Origin of the sequence: Peribacillus sp. NPDC058075 (assembly GCF_042885195.1) — a bacterium.
GTDB lineage: Bacteria > Bacillota > Bacilli > Bacillales > DSM-1321 > Peribacillus.
Genome location: NZ_JBHVSL010000006.1, coordinates 61,593 through 83,455 on the forward strand (window position 1 = coordinate 61,593; position 21,863 = coordinate 83,455).

The 21,863-nt window shown below is 34.6% G+C and carries 24 protein-coding genes and 2 pseudogenes; 5 read left to right on the plus strand and 21 right to left on the minus strand.

Annotated elements, in window-relative coordinates; translation table 11 throughout:
- Positions 1-299: 299 nt before the first annotated feature.
- Both ACFVS1_RS24725 and bla read right to left on the minus strand, forming a co-directional pair.
- Positions 300-725 carry a hypothetical protein gene (locus ACFVS1_RS24725; RefSeq protein WP_352927039.1) on the minus strand — a complete coding sequence of 142 codons (426 nt, stop codon included), beginning with the start codon at positions 723-725 and terminating at the stop codon, positions 300-302.
- Between the two features lie 355 nt (positions 726-1,080).
- Complete coding sequence (bla, locus tag ACFVS1_RS24730; protein WP_387551594.1) at positions 1,081-2,025, minus strand: class A beta-lactamase; 945 nt, start codon at positions 2,023-2,025, stop codon at positions 1,081-1,083.
- Positions 2,026-2,243: 218 nt separating this feature from the next.
- Here bla and ACFVS1_RS24735 point away from each other — a divergent pair, with 218 nt between their 5' ends.
- From ACFVS1_RS24735 to ACFVS1_RS24745, 3 genes are all read left to right on the plus strand, one after another.
- Positions 2,244-4,058, plus strand: coding sequence for a BlaR1 family beta-lactam sensor/signal transducer (locus tag ACFVS1_RS24735; protein WP_387551653.1), 1,815 nt, complete (start codon positions 2,244-2,246; stop codon positions 4,056-4,058).
- Positions 4,039-4,419 (plus strand): penicillinase repressor BlaI, encoded by a 381-nt coding sequence (gene blaI, locus ACFVS1_RS24740; protein WP_387551597.1) that lies wholly within the window; start codon positions 4,039-4,041, stop codon positions 4,417-4,419. The genes ACFVS1_RS24735 and blaI overlap by 20 nt, the downstream gene beginning before the upstream one ends.
- An 862-nt stretch (positions 4,420-5,281) precedes the next feature.
- Positions 5,282-6,103: an STAS domain-containing protein gene (locus ACFVS1_RS24745; RefSeq protein WP_387551600.1), complete on the plus strand. Its 822-nt coding sequence runs from the start codon at positions 5,282-5,284 to the stop codon at positions 6,101-6,103.
- Positions 6,104-6,360: 257 nt separating this feature from the next.
- Here ACFVS1_RS24745 and ACFVS1_RS24750 read toward each other — a convergent pair whose 3' ends face one another.
- From ACFVS1_RS24750 to ACFVS1_RS24780, 7 genes are all read right to left on the minus strand, one after another.
- Complete coding sequence (locus ACFVS1_RS24750) at positions 6,361-6,903, minus strand: GNAT family N-acetyltransferase (protein WP_387551603.1); 543 nt, start codon at positions 6,901-6,903, stop codon at positions 6,361-6,363.
- A 267-nt stretch (positions 6,904-7,170) separates the two neighbouring features.
- Positions 7,171-7,611: a cell wall hydrolase gene (locus ACFVS1_RS24755; protein WP_387551606.1), complete on the minus strand. Its 441-nt coding sequence runs from the start codon at positions 7,609-7,611 to the stop codon at positions 7,171-7,173.
- Positions 7,612-7,955: 344 nt separating this feature from the next.
- Complete coding sequence (locus tag ACFVS1_RS24760) at positions 7,956-8,393, minus strand: VOC family protein (protein ID WP_387551609.1); 438 nt, start codon at positions 8,391-8,393, stop codon at positions 7,956-7,958.
- Between the two features lie 167 nt (positions 8,394-8,560).
- Positions 8,561-8,758 (minus strand): hypothetical protein, encoded by a 198-nt coding sequence (locus ACFVS1_RS24765; protein ID WP_387551612.1) that lies wholly within the window; start codon positions 8,756-8,758, stop codon positions 8,561-8,563.
- A gap of 78 nt (positions 8,759-8,836) precedes the next feature.
- Positions 8,837-9,217 (minus strand): YesK family protein, encoded by a 381-nt coding sequence (locus ACFVS1_RS24770; RefSeq protein ID WP_387551656.1) that lies wholly within the window; start codon positions 9,215-9,217, stop codon positions 8,837-8,839.
- A 746-nt stretch (positions 9,218-9,963) separates the two neighbouring features.
- Positions 9,964-10,875: a VanW family protein gene (locus tag ACFVS1_RS24775; protein ID WP_387551616.1), complete on the minus strand. Its 912-nt coding sequence runs from the start codon at positions 10,873-10,875 to the stop codon at positions 9,964-9,966.
- A gap of 53 nt (positions 10,876-10,928) precedes the next feature.
- On the minus strand, positions 10,929-11,789 hold the full coding sequence (locus ACFVS1_RS24780; RefSeq protein WP_387551619.1) for a hypothetical protein: 861 nt from the start codon (positions 11,787-11,789) through the stop codon (positions 10,929-10,931).
- Positions 11,790-12,043: 254 nt separating this feature from the next.
- On the opposite strand from ACFVS1_RS24780, the gene ACFVS1_RS24785 reads away from it, so the two are divergent.
- Complete coding sequence (locus tag ACFVS1_RS24785) at positions 12,044-12,760, plus strand: vanadium-dependent haloperoxidase (RefSeq protein WP_387551622.1); 717 nt, start codon at positions 12,044-12,046, stop codon at positions 12,758-12,760.
- A gap of 193 nt (positions 12,761-12,953) precedes the next feature.
- Here ACFVS1_RS24785 and ACFVS1_RS24790 read toward each other — a convergent pair whose 3' ends face one another.
- The 4 genes from ACFVS1_RS24790 to ACFVS1_RS24805 all read right to left on the minus strand — a co-directional run bounded on the left by ACFVS1_RS24790 (position 12,954) and on the right by ACFVS1_RS24805 (position 16,930).
- The gene (locus tag ACFVS1_RS24790; protein WP_387551625.1) at positions 12,954-14,225 is read right to left on the minus strand and encodes an MFS transporter; all 1,272 of its coding nucleotides are present in this window, start codon (positions 14,223-14,225) and stop codon (positions 12,954-12,956) included.
- 93 nt (positions 14,226-14,318) lie between these two features.
- Positions 14,319-15,074 (minus strand): class I SAM-dependent methyltransferase, encoded by a 756-nt coding sequence (locus ACFVS1_RS24795; protein ID WP_387551628.1) that lies wholly within the window; start codon positions 15,072-15,074, stop codon positions 14,319-14,321.
- Positions 15,075-15,272: 198 nt separating this feature from the next.
- The gene (locus ACFVS1_RS24800; RefSeq protein WP_387551631.1) at positions 15,273-15,551 is read right to left on the minus strand and encodes an alpha/beta hydrolase; all 279 of its coding nucleotides are present in this window, start codon (positions 15,549-15,551) and stop codon (positions 15,273-15,275) included.
- 788 nt (positions 15,552-16,339) lie between these two features.
- Positions 16,340-16,930, minus strand: coding sequence for a GNAT family N-acetyltransferase (locus ACFVS1_RS24805; protein WP_387551634.1), 591 nt, complete (start codon positions 16,928-16,930; stop codon positions 16,340-16,342).
- Between the two features lie 174 nt (positions 16,931-17,104).
- Here ACFVS1_RS24805 and ACFVS1_RS24810 point away from each other — a divergent pair, with 174 nt between their 5' ends.
- The gene (locus ACFVS1_RS24810; protein WP_387551637.1) at positions 17,105-17,527 is read left to right on the plus strand and encodes an Lrp/AsnC family transcriptional regulator; all 423 of its coding nucleotides are present in this window, start codon (positions 17,105-17,107) and stop codon (positions 17,525-17,527) included.
- A gap of 465 nt (positions 17,528-17,992) precedes the next feature.
- Here the strand turns inward: ACFVS1_RS24810 and ACFVS1_RS24815 are convergent, their stop codons facing one another.
- From ACFVS1_RS24815 to ACFVS1_RS24850, 8 genes and pseudogenes are all read right to left on the minus strand, one after another.
- Complete coding sequence (locus ACFVS1_RS24815) at positions 17,993-18,184, minus strand: hypothetical protein (protein WP_387551640.1); 192 nt, start codon at positions 18,182-18,184, stop codon at positions 17,993-17,995.
- A gap of 216 nt (positions 18,185-18,400) precedes the next feature.
- Positions 18,401-18,817, minus strand: a complete 417-nt coding sequence (locus tag ACFVS1_RS24820; RefSeq protein ID WP_387551642.1) for a DUF4362 domain-containing protein — start codon at positions 18,815-18,817, stop codon at positions 18,401-18,403.
- A gap of 596 nt (positions 18,818-19,413) precedes the next feature.
- Positions 19,414-19,665 carry a cupin domain-containing protein gene (locus ACFVS1_RS24825; protein WP_387551645.1) on the minus strand — a complete coding sequence of 84 codons (252 nt, stop codon included), beginning with the start codon at positions 19,663-19,665 and terminating at the stop codon, positions 19,414-19,416.
- A 93-nt stretch (positions 19,666-19,758) separates the two neighbouring features.
- Positions 19,759-19,869, minus strand: a pseudogene (locus ACFVS1_RS24830) (IS1595 family transposase); the annotation flags it as partial.
- A 111-nt stretch (positions 19,870-19,980) separates the two neighbouring features.
- Positions 19,981-20,796, minus strand: a complete 816-nt coding sequence (locus ACFVS1_RS24835; protein ID WP_387551659.1) for a lipid II flippase Amj family protein — start codon at positions 20,794-20,796, stop codon at positions 19,981-19,983.
- A 147-nt stretch (positions 20,797-20,943) separates the two neighbouring features.
- On the minus strand, positions 20,944-21,354 hold the full coding sequence (locus ACFVS1_RS24840; RefSeq protein ID WP_387551647.1) for a hypothetical protein: 411 nt from the start codon (positions 21,352-21,354) through the stop codon (positions 20,944-20,946).
- Positions 21,355-21,477: 123 nt separating this feature from the next.
- Positions 21,478-21,753: a hypothetical protein gene (locus ACFVS1_RS24845; RefSeq protein WP_387551650.1), complete on the minus strand. Its 276-nt coding sequence runs from the start codon at positions 21,751-21,753 to the stop codon at positions 21,478-21,480.
- A gap of 9 nt (positions 21,754-21,762) precedes the next feature.
- Positions 21,763-21,863, minus strand: a pseudogene (locus tag ACFVS1_RS24850) (GNAT family N-acetyltransferase); the annotation flags it as partial.

Genomic DNA, 21,863 nt, shown 5'->3' on the forward strand with positions numbered 1-21,863 from the left:
CAAGTTTTAATACTTCAATTTTAAAACAAAAATGACTCCAGGCAAAAGTGTTCTATCTAAAAGGTAAGACAAAGTTGATTGGAACGGAAGGTACGAGACTCCTGCGGGAAAAGCGCGTCAAGGGGAGACCCCGCAGGCGAAAGCCGAGGAGGCTCCCCGACCGCCCGCGGAAAGCGAGTGCCTGGAGTGGAAATCAACGTCTAAATTGTACAGGCCATAAAAATAGACAAACTCGATTTTCATCGAGTTTGTCTACAGTCTGAAGCTACCCATCAAGAGTGGGTAGCTAGTATTACATTTTATTTGAAAACAATTTGCAGTTTTCCAGATACTCTTCCAGAAGAGTATCCATCTTTCACATCTACATAAAATTTACCTATTTTCATATCTGTGAATAATGTCTTTCCACCAGCTAAGCTATGATAGCCTGTGCACTTTCCAGTACTAGCATTGCAGAGACGGGACCATATGTTACTATAATTAGTCAACAACTTACTTCCAGAAGAAGTCTTTAAATAGATTGGGGAAACCAGTTCTACCTCTAAGTCACTGCCTTTGTTCGGATTTCCAATTTCACCATCCCATTTTCCATCTTCTGTTTGAAAAGAATACTGAGGAACACTTGCTTGAGCAGAAGAATTACCTAATACCATTCCACCTACCAGAACTAACACAAAGGTACTTAAGATTGAAAATAAGTTTTTTATGTTATTTCCTCCTCCCATCTTTATCCACTTTATAATATCAGAATAAACTGATTATTAAAATGATTAAAAATGACTATGCGTCATCTTCATCGTTTTACAATTCTAGTCACTACGTTCGTTGGTCTATCCTGCATTTATTTTCTTTTGGAACGCATGCCTTTAAGTTTTGTAATGTCATCTTGCTTAAGCAACTGGTTATACATTTCACTGTTAACATTCGTTATTGAAGGATTGCACATGTCTTCATAGCAATACTGATCATGAAAGACTTTCTTTCATTAATGGGAGTGAGAAGGGTCACCATAACAATCATTATAGGAATTAATCTACTAAAAAAGGCTACTTAACGTAACCTTTTTAGTACAATCATTTTCTATTTAACTTTGTCTTTAAGGGCCTTAATTACCTCTTCTGTTGCCTCAGCAATAAGCTCGTCTTTATAATCAGCATCTTTTTTATCACGACTTGAAAGTACAGCAAGAACAATAGGATCTCCTTTTGATGGCCAAATGATCGCGATGTCATTTCTCGTACCATATGATCCTGCTCCAGTCTTATCAGCCACTACCCAACCTTTCGGCACTCCCGCTCGAATTAACGCATCTCCAGTAGTATTTCTCTTCATCCAATCTATTAAAAGTTCACGTTTCTCAGTTGGAAGTGTATCTCCCAATGTAAAAACCTGAAGACTGGTAGCAAGAGCCCTTGGTGTACTCGTATCATGGGTTTCACCAGGATTAACTACATTTAAATCTGGCTCAATTCGCTCAGGGCTGGTAACATTATCTCCAATTCCCTCCAGTACTTTTTTAAATCCAGTCGGTCCCCCCAGTTGTTTAAGGATAAGGTTTCCAGCAGTATTGTCACTGTATCGAAGAGAAGCATCAGAAAGCTCCTCAAGAGTCATCCCCGTATCAACATGCTTTTCTGTAATCGGATTATAATTAACAAGATCCTCATTTGTATAGGTAATTCTTTGATTAAGGTCTTCTATTGATTTCTGTTGTAAAAGTGCTCCTACAGCCAGAGCCTTATGAGTAGATGTATACGCAAATCGTTCGTTTTCTTGATATTCCACGGTTTCTTTCGTTCCTGTATCAATGGCATAGACCCCAAGCCTTGCATCATATTCCTTCTCAAGTTGTTCAAATTTCTCCATTGTGGCTTCTTTTGCCGTAATATTGTCCGACGTTTGGTTTTTTCCCCCGTTTTGTTCTGTTTCTGAATGTACAACCTGTTTTTTCTCATCTAAGCAGCCTGCAACCATAAGCACCAAGCCCATTGGTGCCAGGATTTGATAAAACCATCTTTTATTCATGATGTAAACCTCCCTAATTATTTGATTAGACTTTTATGTACGAATTGAAAAAACGAGTTTTATAGATTACATTTGTAGTCTGATTACATCTGTAGTATAGTATTACATATGTAATCAAACAAAGTCAATTTTTTATTTTTTTATCATCAAGCCACAATAAATTTGCTATACACCTGTTTTTTAACATTTAAAAATCAAGAGAGTTGGTATTGAAGGACATGTTTTTAACTCACTTTATAATAGGTCTATTGGTTTCTTCATTTTCCGTTACTGTTATCCTGCTTATACGAAAATGGTTTGGAAGACAATTAACAGCAAAATGGCACTATCATTTGTGGATGTTTCTTTTTATGGCTTTAGCACTTCCATTCATACCTACTGATTTATATAATTTTAGTTCTCTCTTTAGCAGTGGGGATACCTATCAGATTAATGCATCCAGCTCTAATATGAATAAAACTGGAACTGATATGATACAGGGCTTACACCTCATACAAGACTTTTCTGTATCGGTCAATCGGCCGGACCTGTCCTTACTCAATATGGGAGTGATGGGCTTATGGATGTCAGGGGTGCTTTTATTTACCTTTACTATGGTACGTGGATGGCTCACAATCAGAAGGATAAAGAGGCATTCTTCTCCGTTTTCCACTCAAGAAGTACTTGCGCTTTTCGAAGAATGCAAGAAAAGACTACAGATAAAAAAATCAATAAAGATAGTTATGTCGAAAAGAGTCCAGTCTCCAATGATATTCGGACTTTTTCAAACATATATCGTCTTACCTTCCCAGCATGAAAACTGGCTTAGCTTGAAAGATTACGAGTATATCTTTCTTCATGAATTGAATCATTATAAAAACAAGGATTTGCTGACAAATTACGTGATATTGTTCTATCAAATCATTTATTGGTTTAATCCCCTTATTTGGCTTGCTTTTAGAGAAATGAGATTGGATCGGGAAATCGCATGTGATACATCTGTTTTACAGTTACTAGATGATGATCATTCTTTTAGTGAATATGGAAATACTATCATCAATTTTTTGGTTCTTTCAAAACGGTCAAGTAATCTACAGCTAGTTACACAATTAAACGATTCGAAACTTCAAATCAAAAAAAGAATTGAACGAATTTCTGCCTATAAGCATTCCGCAAAAAAATCAATAAGAAAAAGCGTCTTGATTTATGTGTTGGCCAGCATCATTTTGACAATCCAATTACCTTTCGTTTCCGCATTTGCGAAGGAAAACGACCGATACTATTTTAATAATGACGGAGTGGTTCATGAGGATTTACATCAATTCTTTAAAGGGTATGACGGAAGCTTTGTTTTATATGATCATGACGCACAGCAATATCGCATTTATAATGAAGAGAAAAGTACGTTGCGGGTATCACCTGATTCCACATACAAAATCTATAGTGCCTTATTTGCACTGGAATCAAATGTGATATCACCCGAAGAATCCAAACTTTCATGGGATGGGACCGAGCAACCCTATGACGCTTGGAATATGGATCAGGATGTCTCATCTGCTTTACAAAAATCTGTAAACTGGTATTTCCAAGAATTAGATCGTAGAACAGGATTTGAAACTATACAATCCAATCTACAAGAGATAAACTATGGAAATTCCGATGTATCTGGGGAATTTAGTGGATTCTGGAACGAATCCTCATTAAAAATTTCTCCGGTCGAGCAAGTCCAACTGCTGCAAGCCTTTTATAACAATCAATTTGGATATAAGGAAAGGCATATCCAAGCTGTGAAGGAAGCACTACTCTTAGAAAAGAATGAAGAAGCTCGCCTATCAGGAAAAACAGGTACAGGAGCAGTGAATGGAAAAAACATCAATGGTTGGTTTATCGGGTATGTAGAGACGAAGAACAATACTTATTTCTTTGCTACCAATATACAAAATGAAGATGATTCATCTGGAAGCAAGGCGGGAGAAATCACTTTATCAATTTTAAAAGATTTAGGAATCTATAATGAAAATGAAGGGGAGAAATATGAAAAAAAACATTCCTAGTATATCAGAATCAGAATGGGAAATCATGAACGTACTTTGGGATAAAGCCCCTCAAACAGCGAATGACATCATCCTTTCCTTACAGGAAAGTACCGATTGGAAGCCGAAAACCATACGGACCCTTCTCGATCGATTGGTTCAAAAAGATGTAGTAGGTGTCAATAAAGATCAAAGAGTCTACACCTTTTACCCGCTCTATTCACAGGAAGAGTGCCAGCGTGCCGAGACCGAATCATTTATCAACCGTATCTATGGAGGGACCATGAAATCCATGCTTGTCCAATTCATTCACGAAGATACCCTATCTGATGATGATATCAATGAACTGCGCACGATTTTAAATAAAAAACCCAAAAAGTAATTTTATAAAAAAGTCGATTTGGTTTTCCAAATCAATCATCGCTTACTTGCCCAGTCACCCGTTAGTATAGTTACACACGAAATGAGCCATTAACTATGAAGGATATATTTATTCAACTAACTTCCGCGTTAGTTCCATTATAAAAAGGCTGCCTTTTGCAACCTTCCTTATCGAAGTAATGCACCTGTTAGTTGAATAAATTATTTAAAAATAAACTCAGACAAAACAGTAACGAAAATAATAGCTGAAATCAAAGACAACCAGCATACTTTATTTGTTATCTGTTTCTGAAGGAATTTGATTTTAGATACAATTGAAAGAACTCCAAAAAGTACTGCAATTATACATATGATTTAAGCCAAAATGAAAAACCAATTAAATCGAGAAACGGAGGAAGGAAAGTTAGTACAATAAAAATCGAACTGCCCCAAGCTACATTTTCCCATTTTTTCACCATGTCCACCCCAATAATTTCCCAATTTACAATCTATTAGTTGTCTTATTATACATCTTATTACCTTCAGAGTCTTAGGGCCTTTTGATTATATGAATGGGCACCCCAGATAGTCCTTAAAAATGTTGCCTCGAGTAAAACTCCTGTTACTTGAACAAAGTCTTTACCTACCCACTCAATTTTTCAATTTCTTTAATCATTAGTTTCGGATATTCTTTAGATGCTTTGCTAAAGCAACTCCCTTATAGAACTAACGCACCCGATCGTTTAAGTAGAAATCTCCACAATATTAGTTAACATAAATATCATCCATTTTCCTTTAAATTAGAAGTTTTTTGTGTAAATGGGTTTAGTAATTAAAATAATAGGGTATTTATGATTTGGCATTATAAAAAAGGAGATTAAATTATGGATTTGTCACTTGATATATATAAATTAATGAAATTCATCGAAGAAAATAATGAGGATTTTGAAGATTCATTATTAAACGAAGCCTCTAATGTGAAAGACAAAATAGAAGAAATATTAATGGTCGGTAATATTGACCTGATAAATAATGCCCGTAAGCTGGTTCGATACATTATTGAGGGTGAAGAAGAAGAGCTTAAATCATTTGCTAAACAAGAAGGTATCGCTTGGGCGACACACGAAATACCATTAACTTTCAAATTAGAGTGGGTGCAAGCCATTCGAAGAACTTTGTGGAAGTTCCTACAAGGATATAACGAGGTAACGAATCAAGTTATAAATGAAGATTTTTTTTCGGTAGAAAAACAAATAAATAATCAAGTAGACAGGTTTTTAAATGTTTTTTTTATCACATATTCTCATTACAAAGATTCATTGATAATGGCTCAAAGAGAATTGGTCGAAAATCTTTCTGTGCCAATAATCCCAATAACACCCACTATATGTATTTTGCCTTTAATTGGTGCGGTTGATCTTTACCGAACGAATATTCTAGAGGAAAAAGTTTTAATAGAGATTGGAAAATTACGTATTCAAACATTGATTATGGACTTATCTGGAATTATGGAAATGGAGACTGAGGTAATTGATCATTTAATGAAGATTATTGACGGCACTTCATTAATGGGATGTACCACTGTGATAACCGGGTTAAGAGCTGAAGTGGCTAGCAATATGATACGCTTAGGAATGAGATTAAATGAAAAAGCACAAACATTAGGAACTTTACAACAAGCGTTGAATAAATACTTAATAAGTTAAATACGGAGAATCTTAGAGGAGGGTCGCTTTGCCGACTCTTTTTCCTTATTCAATATATTCTGACCAACTGTCTACATATTTTATTCTGCCTAGCAGTTACATCTTTGTATAAAAAATATAGTTAGGTATTTAATTCAACACCAATCAATTCGTTTTCTTCTTCAACTAAACTGCACCGTTAGTTCCATAAAGAAAAAGCTGCCTTAAAGACAGCTATAATCTTTAGCTAACGCACCCGTTAGTTCATTAAAATATTACTACTTATTCCAATCCTTAGCTAACATACCGTAAACAATATGGTCAACATAATGGTTATACAACCATTCTGCTTGTCTGATACAACCTTCATTAACAAAACCTAATCTTTCAGGAATCCCTCTACTTTTCTTATTCTCCAAAGCAACCCTAATTTCAACTTTATCTAGTTTCAATTCTTTAAATGCATAATCAGTCAATGCCTTAGCTACTCTTGTCATAATTCCATTTCCTTGATATTCTTCTCCGAGCCAATAACCAATATATGCAGTTTTATTTGACCAATTTATTTGGTTATAACCTGCTACACCAACAATTTGTTCCTTATACATAATAACTGTATTGACACTCTTGTTTTCAGCAAAACCTTTTAAACAAATATTAATGAACCCTTTTGTATCTTCAAGTTTTTTTGTAGTATCAAGCCAAGGAAGCCATTCTCGCAGATATTCTCTGAATTGATTGGTTATTTCGAAAACTCTTTCTGCATCCTTTAATTCTAACAGTTTCAATGATAACTCCTCATCTATCTTATGTAAGAACATACTGATCCCCCTGTTTTTTCTATTGGTTTAATTTGTATATTACCATAGATGATTAATGATAAATCACTTGATTATTACGGAGCTAACCTGCCCCTTTAGTTCCATAAAAAAAGGCTGTCTTTAAGACAGCTCCAATCTTCAGATAAGCACCCGTTAGCTTAAGTACAATAATTCACAATATTACTTTTTTGATAAAAACTATTACTAAAAGTTTTATATTGTATAAATATTTTAAAATATGTAAAAAAGCTTACTCAAAGAGTAAGCTTAACCACTATAAACACCATCACATGTTCCAGGTTTTGGTTCATAAAAACAATGGTCTTTAAATTGACCAGTATGAGGTTGATCATACCATGTTGGAGGACATGGCGCATAGGGATTGAAATACCAAAGGGCATATCTAGCCGGATGCTGTCTCCAGTGCTTCAAATTCTGTTCTGCTAATCTTCTTTCAATGCCTCTCGCTCTTTGATAAAATACATTCCCTTTTTGAACAGCTTCAAAAGAATAATTTCCTCCTTGTACTTGATAAATGACTTGTGGAATTGTTCTTAAACCTTTAAAGTCTAAACAATTAGCTACAAGACGATTCACAATTACATTTCCAACAAATAACATTCCTAGTCGTCCTTCACCTTCTGCTTCTGCTCTCATCATCCTTGCCATTAAGTCAACGTCTGAACTTCGGTAATTTGCTCTTGCCATTTTTACACCCCAAAAATATTGTATGAAAAATAGCCTACAGTCATGTCATTATTTATGTAATATAAATGCTTAGTTATAATAACTTACAGCCTTTAAGTAAAATGAAAACTATTACATTCTTTTTTCCCTTTATGCAACTATCCTGTCCCTTTAGTTGTATAAAGGGGTATCGCCAACATTTCGGAAATTTTGTGCGCTAAGCAAAACCAAACATAAAAAAGTCGAATTCCCTGTACGTTAAGGAACCGACTTTTTTATTTGACTTCTTCAAGTAGAGCACCCGATAGTTTAAGAAAAAATCTTTAAAGTTGGTGGTCTAAATCAATTAAAGTCCCATTCAGTATTCATCTGATTTTCTCCGCCAACTCTAAAATAATTCCCTCTGGACCACGAACGTAGCATAACTTATAACTTTCTTCATATTGCTGTATCTCACTAAAGATTTCCGTGCCTTTCTTTTTCAATTTTGCAACAATAGCATCAATATCTTCAACAGCAAAGCAAATATGTCGGATACCCAGCGTATTTGCCAAAGGTTGCTGAATATCTTTTTCATCTGACGGCGTATAGAATTTGACTAGCTCTATCCATGCCTGACCATCTGGCATCCCCAATCCTACACATGCCGTTTTAACATCATTAAGCCCAACTATTCTGTCCAACTGTTCTCCATCCAATTCCCATTCCGCTTTTACTTCAAGTCCTAAATCAAGAAAAAAAGCTTTAGCCTCTGAAAGATCATTTACGTTTATACTCACATGATCTATTCTATCGATCTTCATATCTCATACCTCCTATATTCCTGTTATTTTCAATACCTGTATTCGTGTAAAGTTATTTGAAATTCTAATTCGCTTAAAACAGAAAATATCCTTCTTCAATAAACTTGCCCCTTTAGTTCCATAAGAAAAAGGAACCATCCAAGTATGAACAAATTAAAAAGGTTTAATCAAATATACCATCCCCATAATTTGTTCCATCCGTCCAAAATGACTACCTTTGATTTAAAACGAGAAGGTGCTACAGCTATATACGGATTGGGCTCAGGATTTTTATTATAAGATGTCCGAATGCGAATGATAGTCTTCTCACTATCTTCTTTCACTTCCAACACTTCAATGGTATTTCCCTTTCTTTCACCACCCATTGATTTAATAAAAAGTCCTCCCCTTCACCTCCATTAAACTTTTTGTAACCGACAATTGATGTATCTTTCTCGATTTTTTCAATATAAGTCCCCGGTTTCATCATCCGTCAGTCTTTCTTTATCCACTACCCAGTAGTCCACTTGATTGATGAACCCAATGAATATATGAATAACGAGGATGAGTGGAACCCCTATAAAAAGTATTTTCTTTCCTATAACGTATTTCTTTAAGAAAAAGTATAGAATCGCCATTGTGAATACTCCAAGGTTCAACACAGTATACGGCATTCCCTCAAACCCACCAATCACAGATAAGGAAAACACTAAAATCAATATGCCTAGCGAAAATTGAAGTAGGATTTGGGTCCTATCCCCTATCCCTTTTACAAATACATAAGCGAGTCCGAATACAATCATTGCTAGAATTATTCCTGCTTCATAAACGTATAAAAATTGAATAACGTTGTCCTATGTAACCTCTAATTTGTTTGTCGGAATTAAAAATCCTAGTTTATGGTTGTAATACAAAGCCGTAAACCAATCGTTTTAACATTTCAATGTGTTTGTCCGTTTGTTTCGTATTATTATGCAAAGACATTGATGCAATGAATAAAAAATCTCATACTAACGATAATAATTCACCCAGTTATTTGGATAATATTACTAATTAATAGGATACCACATTCATTTATTTTATTACTATTCTTAAGGTGTAGTATAATGTTCACCTCACAGTTTGTGTCAATTCTACAAAAAAGCTCCTTAAACTAACAGATGCGCTAGTTTAAGAAAAAGAAAAGGAGAGCACAAATTATACATGGCTAATAGGTGCTCTCCTATATTTATTAAAGTTTTTTATAATTAAGGTCTTGATAAGGTAGTTAATTATCAATATACCGATGCATTAAAAAAGAATTATGAATAAACAAATTTGGTTTGCTTCGGGGAATAGAAGAAAATAATCGGATAAAGCCAGCCGGCATAATGGGAGTTTGTCACTCCTGCACCAGGAAACCATTCTATAGCTAGTATCACGATTCAATTGTTGGTGAAATTCATTTATAGATCCAAAGATTAGGTGCAAGGGAAGGCTCAGAAATTATACAATGGAAGGAGGAGCTAATGCGTACTCCGTCCATATTGTCGGATTGAAATCTTATAATAGGTGATTTTATAAAAAAGTAACCGTTCGTAAAAGTGTACTTTTAGGAACGGTAAATCTGCTCTTTTGATTTCTGATTTGAAGCAGCGGGAACTTTTCGTATCTTATTATTTATCATATCTGAAGAGTAAACCATGATACTTACCATTCCTCCTTGGGTTGTAGCTCGGATTAGGATAGGTTGATTGTACGTGTTTTTAAAACTAAAATCAGGACCATACCAGCTTACTGTAGCATCGCGGCCAGATGGAACATATGGAACGCTCCTAGTATGGGAATAGCGTTGAATAGTTTTCAACCCTGCATTGTCAATAGCATTAAACAGGGTGGATGACACTTGACATATCCCTCCACCTATCCCTTCTGAAAACTCGCCTTTAACGATAACTCGAGCGAGCATATATCCTTTATTTACTGATCTCCTGCCAACGGCTTGATTAAAAGAAAACACCTCTCCAGGAAACACGACATAATTATTAATGGCTTCTGTAGCAAGCGAGATATTATTTGTACGATTTTTGTTGTTCACATTAAAATAGGTTCTATATTCACCTATCTTTTTTTCACGAATCTCCGCAAGTAATTCGCTATCAACTTTTGGATGAATAGCAAGCAAAGGCACTTCTAGTTTGTATGCTTTATTACTGTACAAAAAGGAATAAAATTGCTCTTTAAATGCTTGATGGTATAGCTTGTAACCTACCCGCCCAGGAATAATATTACCTTGTTTGCCTATTGTGGCATCTACAGGTTTTTGGTACACTTGTCGATCTATTTTTTCGACAAATTGATTGTATTTATCTATGTCCATGATAGGAACATCTAGTAAGGGCAAAGTAATATCAGCATGGTTGACACTGGTAATCGTTTGTCCTTGGTGGGTTACCGATATGCTTTCAGAAATATTCACTGGTTGAACGAATAGTAAAAGTCCGGCAATCCATGATACTCGCATTGAATGCACCCCCACACTGGATTGGAATTTATTTTTCCGTATCTACAAAAAACTCACCTTAAGGCTTCATAAATCGCATCTTGATCAATGAACCAACGATCGGTCAAACCCTCTCTTCTGATCATAAAATGGATGTTTTTGCTTTCACTCCCTTTTCCCTCTTTATAAATCTTCACTTGAACCGGCACATCCAAGAATATCAACCCGTTTGCGTCTTCAAGAGATTGTCTTGAAAAATCTTCAACCCCAAGATATGTAATATTTTCAGCGAGTTTTTTGAAACGATTGGAATGATCCGGATTTGATAAGGTCATTGATAATAATTTTTGATCACCTTGATTTATGGCCATGGTAAAAATACGGATAAGTTCGTAGGGACTTACCGTGCCTAAATATTCATCAAGCTTACCGGCCGCTTTCAGTATCATCAATTTATGGGCGGAATCTTCGTTTTTTAAACGATGTGTTAAACTCCCATAGAAATGAATACAGAAGTGACCTGGAAAACCATTTTGAAGAGAACCGGCACCATGTGGCATTCCATTCATAGAGGCAGCGATCATTTGATTATTAATGAATACAATAATCGCTCTTCTTTTCCAGCTCCATTGATTATGATAAATTTTCTTCATAATCTGAGTATCATCCTTGGTTAGTGGCTGAGCATCGACATGATGACTGCCTGCTCTTCGTTGAACCTTAAATGATAATCCCGTTTCAATGTCTATAATGGTGAAAGTCGTTTTATTAGGAATAATGGTGTTTACTATCTCCCAAGGTAATATTTCAATTTTGAAGTTTATAGGTACTTCTTCATCTTCCCAATCAATCGCATAGACCGAGTGATTCAACATTAAGACAAATATAAAAATAAAAATAACGAAAAATTCTTTATAACATTTTTTTCTGTTCATATTAGAGTTTCTCCTGTGTTTTCCTTATTATTTCAAGACATGATCATTTGAATACCTTTTAATATTTGGGAATATTTCAAATAAAACTTTGAAATATTTAATTATGTTATAAAGGTTTGCGGGAATCAGCAATAAAGGCTTAAAAGGGCTCAGCCCCCTAATCTTTGTGTTAAGGGAGCCAAAAGTTAAATGGTCATATTTCATTACTCTTAATCATAAGGAACAAGGAGAACATTTATTAGAGGGTGGTCTTTTTGAGAACAAGTTATAGAAGATGGACAGAATTTCCTTACCCAGGGGAAAGTATCCCACCTAAAGGTTCTTCAGAGGCAGGAAAATGGCCAATGTTTTTTATTTCAAGGGGAAGAGATAATGATTTTCTTGACCCCTTTCATCAAAGAATCATTTGGCGAATTAAAAATCCTCTAGATATTGATTGGGAAACAGAGTTATTCATTGTAGAGGAGACCTTAAAGTCATTGACTTCCCAGCAAATACGCATCGCAAAATATTGGGGAACAGGTGAATTAACCGCTAAGATTACCACTCTAATTTTTAATTTAGCTGAAAAGTATATGCTTGGATCGCCGAGTGTTGCAAGGGTTCAGAGTTATTTCCACGCTGCTATGAATGATACCTTTGTCATGACGTGGTTTTTTAAATATCAATGGGATGTTGCACGTCCGAATCAATATGGCAGAAATCTGTCAACTGTGTTGTTTCCCCCCCGTTTTCCAGCTTACCCTTCTGCACACGCAACTGTGGCGGGATGTGCAGAGACAGTATTAAGTTATATCTTTCCTCAAGAGACTTCCGAAATAAAAAAACTAATGGAAGAAAGTGCTCAATCTCGTTTGTACGCTGGCGTACATTTTAATGTGGATAACAATGAAGGCTTAAAGTTAGGCAGACAAATTGGAGAGGTAGTTGTAAGTTTTTTAAGGGCACAAAATCTAAATACGCTTCAATAATGTTTGGGTTCAGGTTGGGCTAACCTGAACCTTTAGTTAAATAAAGAAAGAGCTGCATTAAATTGGTCGAATGACTGTTAACGTGTGAAGTCTGTATGATAAGCAAACGCACCAAAAAAAGCCGTTTCCTGTATGGTAGGAAATGACTTTTCTTATTTCTCATATTGTATGGATCCTTTAGAAAATGATTATTTTATTTTTTACTTCCCCGAGACCAGATAACCACTGGAATCAATAATAAAGATAATAACCCTCCAATAAATGATAATGTTGTATAGCTTGAACCGGCCACAATCATTCCAGATAAGGCGCCACCAGAAGCTCCTGATAAGGCAATTAAAACATCCACTGTACCTTGAGTTTTAGCCCGATTTGAAGTGTCAGTTGAATCAACAATAAGAGCAGTCCCACTTATTAAACCAAAATTCCATCCTAATCCAAGTAAAGAAAGAGCAATAACTAGGAGAATCATAGAATCGCCTGGTGCAATCGCCGATATTAAACCGGCCAGAAGCAGCGTAGCACCAGAGGCAATAGCCATGGAAGTACGGCCAAACTTATCAACAAGGACACCTGTAACCAGTGAAGGAAGATACATGGCAGCTATATGAAATCCAATAACGAGACCTATTTCACCCAAGTCATGTCCATGATGTCTCATATGAACTGGTGTCATGGTCATAATGGCCACCATGACAATTTGTGTAAGAACCATAATTGTCGCACCAACCATAATCCCTCTTTTGTTTTCTATTTGTTCAGTATCAGCCGAATATCCTATTCGATTACTTTCTTGTTTGGACGCTTCTATCGCTCTTGCTATAACTAATGGATCTGGACGAAGCATAATGAAAAGGACATGACCTGCTAAGATAAATGCTGCTGCTGATAATATGAAAGGACCAGCGAGTGAAGGAACGCCAATAGAAAGTGCAAAATTCCCCATTACGTTCACTAAATTCGGCCCAGCAACTGCACCAAATGTTGTAAACATCATGGTAATACTGATGGCAGTGGCTCGCTGTTTATTGTTAGCCAAGTCCGTTCCAGCGTAACGAGCTTGTAAGTTTGTCGCTGTTCCTGCGCCATAGATGAGCAAGGAAGCAAATAAAAGGAAAACGCTATTTATGATAGCTGCCGTTATGACTCCTATCGCTCCAAGTCCACCAATCATAAAACCAGCGGTTAGACCTGTACGGCGACCATAACGTTGTGAAAGTCTCCCTACGATTAACGCAGCCCCGGCAGACCCTAAAGTAAATAAACCTGATGGCACTCCAGCAAATGCGTCTGTGCCAAGCATTTGTTGGGCAAGAAGTGCCCCCACCGTAACTCCAGCTGCTAACCCGGCACCACCAAAAATTTGTGAAATGCTTATAATAATCAATGTACGTTTATATAACATTTTTTGTTTTTCTTGGGAATCTACATAACTCTGGTTCATTTGATATGATTTACTGGACATTTGTTAAGACCTCTTTTTTCATTCTGTAATTTCCCCCCATCATGTACACCTTCCTATAGACGAATGCACTAATACCTATTAAAATATGCACCTTCACTTTTTAAGTTTAAAGACGATAAAATCAGCACATCTGAAATCTTCTTCAAATGAAGGATATTTTTCTAACATCTCTTTTGAAGGCTTAGGTTCTATTATGCTTTCTAAAATAAAACCTGTTTGGATTAAAGTGTTTATATAACTTGTTAATGTTCTATGGAAGAATAGCATTTTTTCTTTATCTCCTAAACCTTGTTCATACACACCTTCATAAAAATATTTATCTACGTTCCAATGCAGCTTTTTACCATCCTTTGTTTTCTCCCAACCACTTTCTGGAGTAACAAAACAAGGATGCAAAATCGAAAATATAAAACAGCCTCCATCTACTAATAGACGATACATTTCTTGAAATGCTTTTTCGTAATTTGCAAGATCTTGAATAACCATATTGGATACTATTAAATCGAAACTTTTGTCCTCTAAACAATTCAAGTCCTCACAATTCCCCTGCCTATAATCAATCAACAAATCAATTGGAGTTCTTCCCTTAGCAATTTCTATCATCCGTGATGAATAATCCACAGCAGTTACAGTCGCTTCGGACCTCGCTAAAATTCGGCTTAAATACCCCTCGCCACACCCGGCATCTAAAACCTTTTTATTTCTTACTGTTTCCATAAGTGATAATAAAGTTGGATTTAAAAAAACTTCTTTATGAAGATCTCCTTGCTCGGTATGATTTGCAGAATATGTATCCGCGAAACTATCCCACCTTTTAATTGCTTCTTCTGTACCAATATTTTGATACATGATAACTCCTCCCTACTTAAAAATTCATCCTCATCACTTCGATAATCTTCTTCTAACCTGGCCCGTTAGTTGCATTAATAAAAAGCTGCCTTAAAGACAGCTCCGATTTTTAGCTAATACACCCTTTCAGTTCCATAAGAAAAGGTGTTTTATCTTTATCAGCAATCTCCACCGTTAAATATCATACAGATTGAAATTTCATTGCATTATTAGTGGTGGGTAACCTGCCTCACCCAAAAAATATGCGAATATTGTAAAGCCTAAAATAAGAAAAGCAATAATGATGACTGCAATAGATAAAATTAAGTTTTGTTGCCTTTTAACCGAGTATATACCAACAATTAAACTTGAAAAACCTAAAAATAGACAAACGAAGGCGGCTACCATATTATTTATTTCTGGTAATAAAGTTCCAAAGAATAAAATAAAGAAAACTACTTGCAGACCAATTCCAAGTTGAGGTAAATTTCGAACCATTAAATTACCACCCTAACATTGAGTATCGAAAACAATCACCTGAAAATTATACCATAATAAACCAATTCCATATTGAACTAACCTGCCCCGTTCATAATACACTCTCTAAACTTCCTTATTTTCTTTTGGTTTTTTTATACTCAAGTATCCTCCTAAAATTAAACCTAACGCCGATAATCCATAAATAACAGATTTAATATCAGTATGAATATCTAAGTTAGATGTAACCAAAGCCAACATAAGAGAAATCAATGTTAATAAATATGATTTGGATTTCAATTTTTCACACTCGCTTTCTAATGTAATTTGCTATAGCTTATAAAAACAGTAATTTTTACTAACCTGCCCCGATAGTTCCATAAGAAAAAGCTGCCTCAGCAATCCCTGTTATTGAACTAAAGCACCCGTTAGTTTAAGTGAATTACTTCACAATAATGAGCTATTTACAAATGAAGAAATAGTTCATTTATTGCAGAAATGCTGCTTTCGTTGATACTTAAGAAAAGACTTTCTAAACAACAGCCTGACAATTTCACTGGCTAGTTCTTACTCGACGGGAATCCCACCCTTAAAAAGGGAATACATGAAATTGGTCAAATCATTCGTGAATTAGCAAAGAGTTAAAAAAAACTCATCCAAAAGAGAATTGGTTGAGGAGTTTTGTCACCATATCTTTTCTTGCTGCTGTACTAGGTATGGGTGAATGGGAACATAAACCACTAATTCCATAAGATTTATCAATAAAAGTAGAAATAATAACCAATGGGAAATAAAAAGTGTTAACTTACTTATTCAAATTCGCTGAAGAACTTCTTTTTAATATCATTCCACTCCTCTTGGATAATACTAAAATAAACATCGTCTCTTTTATTTCCATTTTGATCTATGTAATTGCTACGAAAGATCCCTTCTTGCTTAGCTCCAAGTTTTAGAATTGCTTTCTGAGACCTAATATTGTCTATATCTGCACTAAATTGAACTCTGTTAAAGTTCATATTTTCAAAAGCATATTTTAATAATTCATATTTACAAGCTTTGTTTATTCCTGTTCCCTGAAATTTTGTCCCATACCAAGTCCAACCTATTTCTAATCTCTTATTATGAAAATTTATATTCCCAAGTCTTGTGCTACCTACAATTTTTTTTGTTTCTTTATCAATAATAATAAATGGATATGACTTTCCCTCTAACTTTTCATTTAAAGTTGAATGTATATACTCATCTAACTCCTCTTCTGTACGAATTAATAAACCCATGTATGTCCATAGAGACTCATCAAAAGCAACCTCTTTTAGATGTTCTTTATACTCTAAGGTAAAAGGAACAAGTAATACTTTTGAATTTTCTAAAATAATTTCATTCTGAAAAAAACTATTCACTATTAAATCACTTCCTATAGGTATTTTATTCTAATTTAGAATACTAAACACTATTTTATATTACATATTGTGTTAAATACATAGATATATTAAGCTTATTTTGTAAAATACTTTATTATTTATTTTAATTTCACAATTTTTCTTAAAAATATAATGTCAAAGGAAGATGCTACCTTGGATGATATTGATCAAAGTATTTTAATTTTACTTCAAGAAAATGCTCGAATATCTATGACAGAACTAGGAAAAAAAGTTGGACTTTCAACTCCTGCTGTAAATGAAAGGGTAAAAAAGCTTGAAGATAAAGGGGTAATAAAAGGATATAGAGCTATTATCGATACTGAAAAGCTAAATAAAAGTGTAACTGCCTTTATTTTATTTGATACGAAACAAGGAAAATCATTTAGGGATTTCTGTAAAAAAAATCATAATGTAGTTGAATGTCATCGATTAGCAGGACAGTTTAGTTACTTAGTAAAAATCGTAACGGAATCAGTTCAATCGCTTGAAGAATTTATTGATTCGTCATTAGCTTATGGAGAACCTTCTACGTTAATTAAATTATCTTCGGTGGTAGAATATAGACCTTTTAGTTAATTTTAATGAACTTGTAAAAGGGTACCGTCAATATTTTAGATGTAGAGCCTAGACATTGAAAAGCCGAGTTTTCTCCTTAAAGTAGGAAAACTCGGCTTAATTGATGTCGAATATTTGAAAGAGTTTCATTCTGATTTTCAGTATTCTGCTCTAATTCCAATTTCAATGTTTTCGTTTTATTTGCAATAACCCTATCCAATATTGCAAACAAGGCAAAACACAGTACAAGGTAAACTAGAATAAAAATAGTTTGCAAAATACCCGCACCTCCCAATTCAAATCCACCCAATACTCTTAGCTTTTGTATTTTAATTGGATTTATTATATAGGAAAAGCCTACAATTATCATTAGAAAACAAATGGTCCTTATTGAAGTAATCTGCCCCGTTAGTTCCATAAAGAAAAAGAGCTGCCATAGCAACTCTCTTATTGAAGTAAGCACCCGTTAGCTTATTAAAATAATATTTATTGCCTATCATCAGGCTCTTCCCTCATTATTTTTTGTTTCTTACTAATATGATTAGCTATATATAAAAGTAAACCAAACCCACCGCCAACTAGTACCTTAAAACCTGAACCAACAGCTAACCACTCCAAGGCGTAGAAAACTATCACACCGAGAAGAACATATGAAAAAACTGTATCTAGCTTAATCAAAATCACTCAACCTTCTTTCTTTATTTGACGTACAATATAAATTCTATTTCAAATGTATTATCCCTTGTTGAACAAACCTGCCCCTTTAGTTCCATAAGAAAAAGAGCTGCCAAAGCAACTCCCTTATTGAAGTAAAGCACCCGTTAGTTGAAGAAGGATGTACTCGAATTAAGGTGTGATAGAGGGTCGTTGAGGATTACACAGTCGATAATCACATTAATTACCTTCTGCTAAGTAATAAGGTGTTTCGTAACCTTGGCAACCAATGATAGAGTATTTGTTTCCTTCAACTAAAATTTTCTCGCATCCAAATGTGTTAATTTCTCCACTACCGTACTCATCTCTAGTGGTATCCTCAGTAATTTCAAGCTGCTCTCCGTTATATGTTAAATCAGTTAGTATTGGGTCTCCTTCCTTTGTGTAAGCAACCACACGAATACTATCCTTTTTCCCTGTTTCTGTATTCTTGATAGGTTCTTTTAACCTAGTTTCGTTTTTAATATCACCATTATATCTATTCACAATATCAGTATCAGAAGGAACAAACTTTTTTGAATCAGTCTCTATATTGGCACAACCAACTATAAGCAAAAACATTATGCTGACAGTTATAAAACCTAAATATCTTATCATAAACTCCCTCCTTTATTTATATGACGTTATAAATTGTTTTATGGTTTCACTTATGCAACTAACCTGCCCCTTTAGTTCCATAAGAAAAAGCTGCCTTATAGACAGCTACGATTCAGCTAACGCACCCGTTTAAGCAAAAAAGGCTTAGAATAGAATCATAAATAGAAAAATAGAACAAGAACTATAATCCAAAAACTCCAAACTTCAAATACTCCAGAGGTTTCCCACATAACAGTTAAAGGATTATTTAAAGTAAGTTGAGTTAATATAAATGCTCCTAGAATAATTACTATTTTTTAGACATAATAAATCGTCCTTTTCTGTAATTTATAACGATCACTACGAATGAAACAAAACTTCAGTGAAAAACACTAATATTTTCAATACGTTATTTGTGTCTTGGTCGGTAATGATATAGAGAAAGGTGACCGAAGAGTGAGAATGATACAGGATCCGTTGCAACCTTTCAAATTATACCATAAAAATCCAATTCGTTATTGAACTAACCTGCCCCTATAGTTCCATAAGAAGAAGCTGCCTTAAAGACAGCTCCGATCTTCAGCTAACGCACCTGGTAGTTAAACAAGGATTATTTTTTATTTATGTTCTTTAATTGACATAAAATTAGAAGGAGTTAATTCTTCAGACTCAATTACAATTGCAGTTAGTCCAGTGGCAGTTGTTGTTTCGTGTCCTTCACCTTTTTCCCAAAAGACCACATCGTTAGCTTTTATATTTACTTTTAATTCATCATCACTACGAACCCATCCTTCCCCATCTACAACAATGAGTAATTGTGGAATAACAGCTTGATGGAAACCTACAATTCCGTTAGCATCTAAATGCATACAACCAATTTGTGTAGGTTTTTCTGTTTTTACAATTCAATATTAATGTTTCATCAACAATTTTGCCTCCTTACTGAAATAAACAAATATCGATCATTTGGTAAATTGTAGAAATTTAAGTTTATCATAGGTTGTTTCTGTTGAGAACAGGGAGTTATCAACAATCATTTTACTTACCATTGCATCCTCATTTCTATGCCTGATGCGGTTGTTCAACTAAACTGCCCCGTTAGGCCATAAGAAAAGAGCTGCCTTAAAGACACCTCCGATCTTTAGCTAAAGCACCCGTTAGTTCATTAAGAAAACAGGTAATTATTAGACAATAAATTTGGTAAACCACGCAATATATCCTGCTCCTGGAATAAAAAATACTTGAGCTAGTATCGTTCCTAATAAACGAGAAGTGACCATCATAAGAGATACACCCTTGAGATTAAGGTAACTTCCCTTCTGATTTATTACGTCATCCGCAAGAATAGATATTTTAGGGTCAATAAAAATTATAAGTAAAATTGTAGCTATTCCATTTATTAGACCCGATGCCATAATAGCTGTTGTTGCTCTTTCTGGAGCTATTAAAGCAGCATATAACGCAGATAACACTCCAATTGTATAGATTGCAGTTATTACCATATTAATTAAAAACAATCTTATAGGAATATCTTTCAATCTAATATCCTTTAAGTAAGAAAACTTTGGTAAATGAATGTGTTTTACCCCACGCTTAATGTATTCGAAAGTTAACCCCTTTTTAATCAAAGATGGTATAGAACCTCTTTCTTCAGATAAATGAACAATAGCCCTTGAAAAAATAGCAATAAAACTAGGAAGTAAAAGAATACCTAATATTGTTCCTAATGTTGATGAACCAATAATGATCCTGTATTGGTTTTCAACAAACCCTAGTGTATTTACTTTAGGAGCATTATCAACCAGGCTCCCTGTAAATGGTTGCTGCATCATATTCGCTAATCGAGAAATCATAACCATCAAGTTAAATAAGGATAGAGCTGAAGCTAACAATCTTACTCTTGCACCAGATAATCTGACTGCATATGCAAGTGTTTCGATAGAATGGATAATAAATATAAATAGAGATATAAGAATTAATTTTTCTGTTAAGAGTTCCAAAACAAATTTACCTACTTTAAATATATTTCTTCCCATATTACCACATATATTTCCAATTTGTGTTATGGAACTATCCTGCCCCTTTAGTTCCACAAGAAAAAGCTGCCTTAAAGACAGCTCCGATCTTCAGCTAAAGCACAGAAGCCTTTATTTTTCAAATCTCACTAACGTTTTTTCTGGTATTTCAATCTGGTCAATATCAAAGTTATTGATTTGGAGATTTATCTCACCCTCTCGCTTATCAGTTTCATCTCCAATCCAACAGCTATACAGTTCAAAATAATCCCCTTTTTCAAGATAGCTGTCCATTCTTTTACAAAGTTCTAACAGTTTTACTTTTGATTCAGCACAGGTTTCTTGATTCATATATTCCGAAATCTCAATTCCCCAATGACTTGATACCTCGTAAACATAAAGGTTAGTAAACTGATATTTTTTTAAATTTTGCAGTTCGCTATCTCCTGCAAAACATCTTCCAATGTAAAAGGAATCATCTGAATATTCATCATCGTTAATAGGTAATTCTATATTACAGCCAATGTAGGAAGCTAAACTCATTCTTACCGACTCCTTTGATAATCCTTTTTAAACTATTCAGCCCCGATAGTTGCATAAAGAAAGAGCGGCCTTAAAGACTGCTCTGATCCTAAGATAACGCACCCGTTAGCTTAAAATTCCTTTTTATTTATCATTATCTAAATCATCATCAAGAAAAGACTTTTTATCTTCTTTAATTCCATACTTCTTTTCAAAAAATTGACCAATTATTGAACTGTTAATACCTTTCCTTACTGCTGTTTCGATAACTATATATAGAATAAATAACCCAACAATAGAAAAAACAATAGATATGATAACCTCCACCAAAAATCCCCCAAACAAATAATCAATTATTACCTTTATTTTACCATAAAACCCACAATTTCTTGGTGAACTATCCTGCCCCGTTAGTTGCATAACAAACTCTTATTTTTCCCATTCCTCAGCCAGTTTTGCGTAAATAATATGGTCTACATAATGATCATATAGCCATTCTGCTTGTCTTAATCTTCCTTCTTCTATAAAAC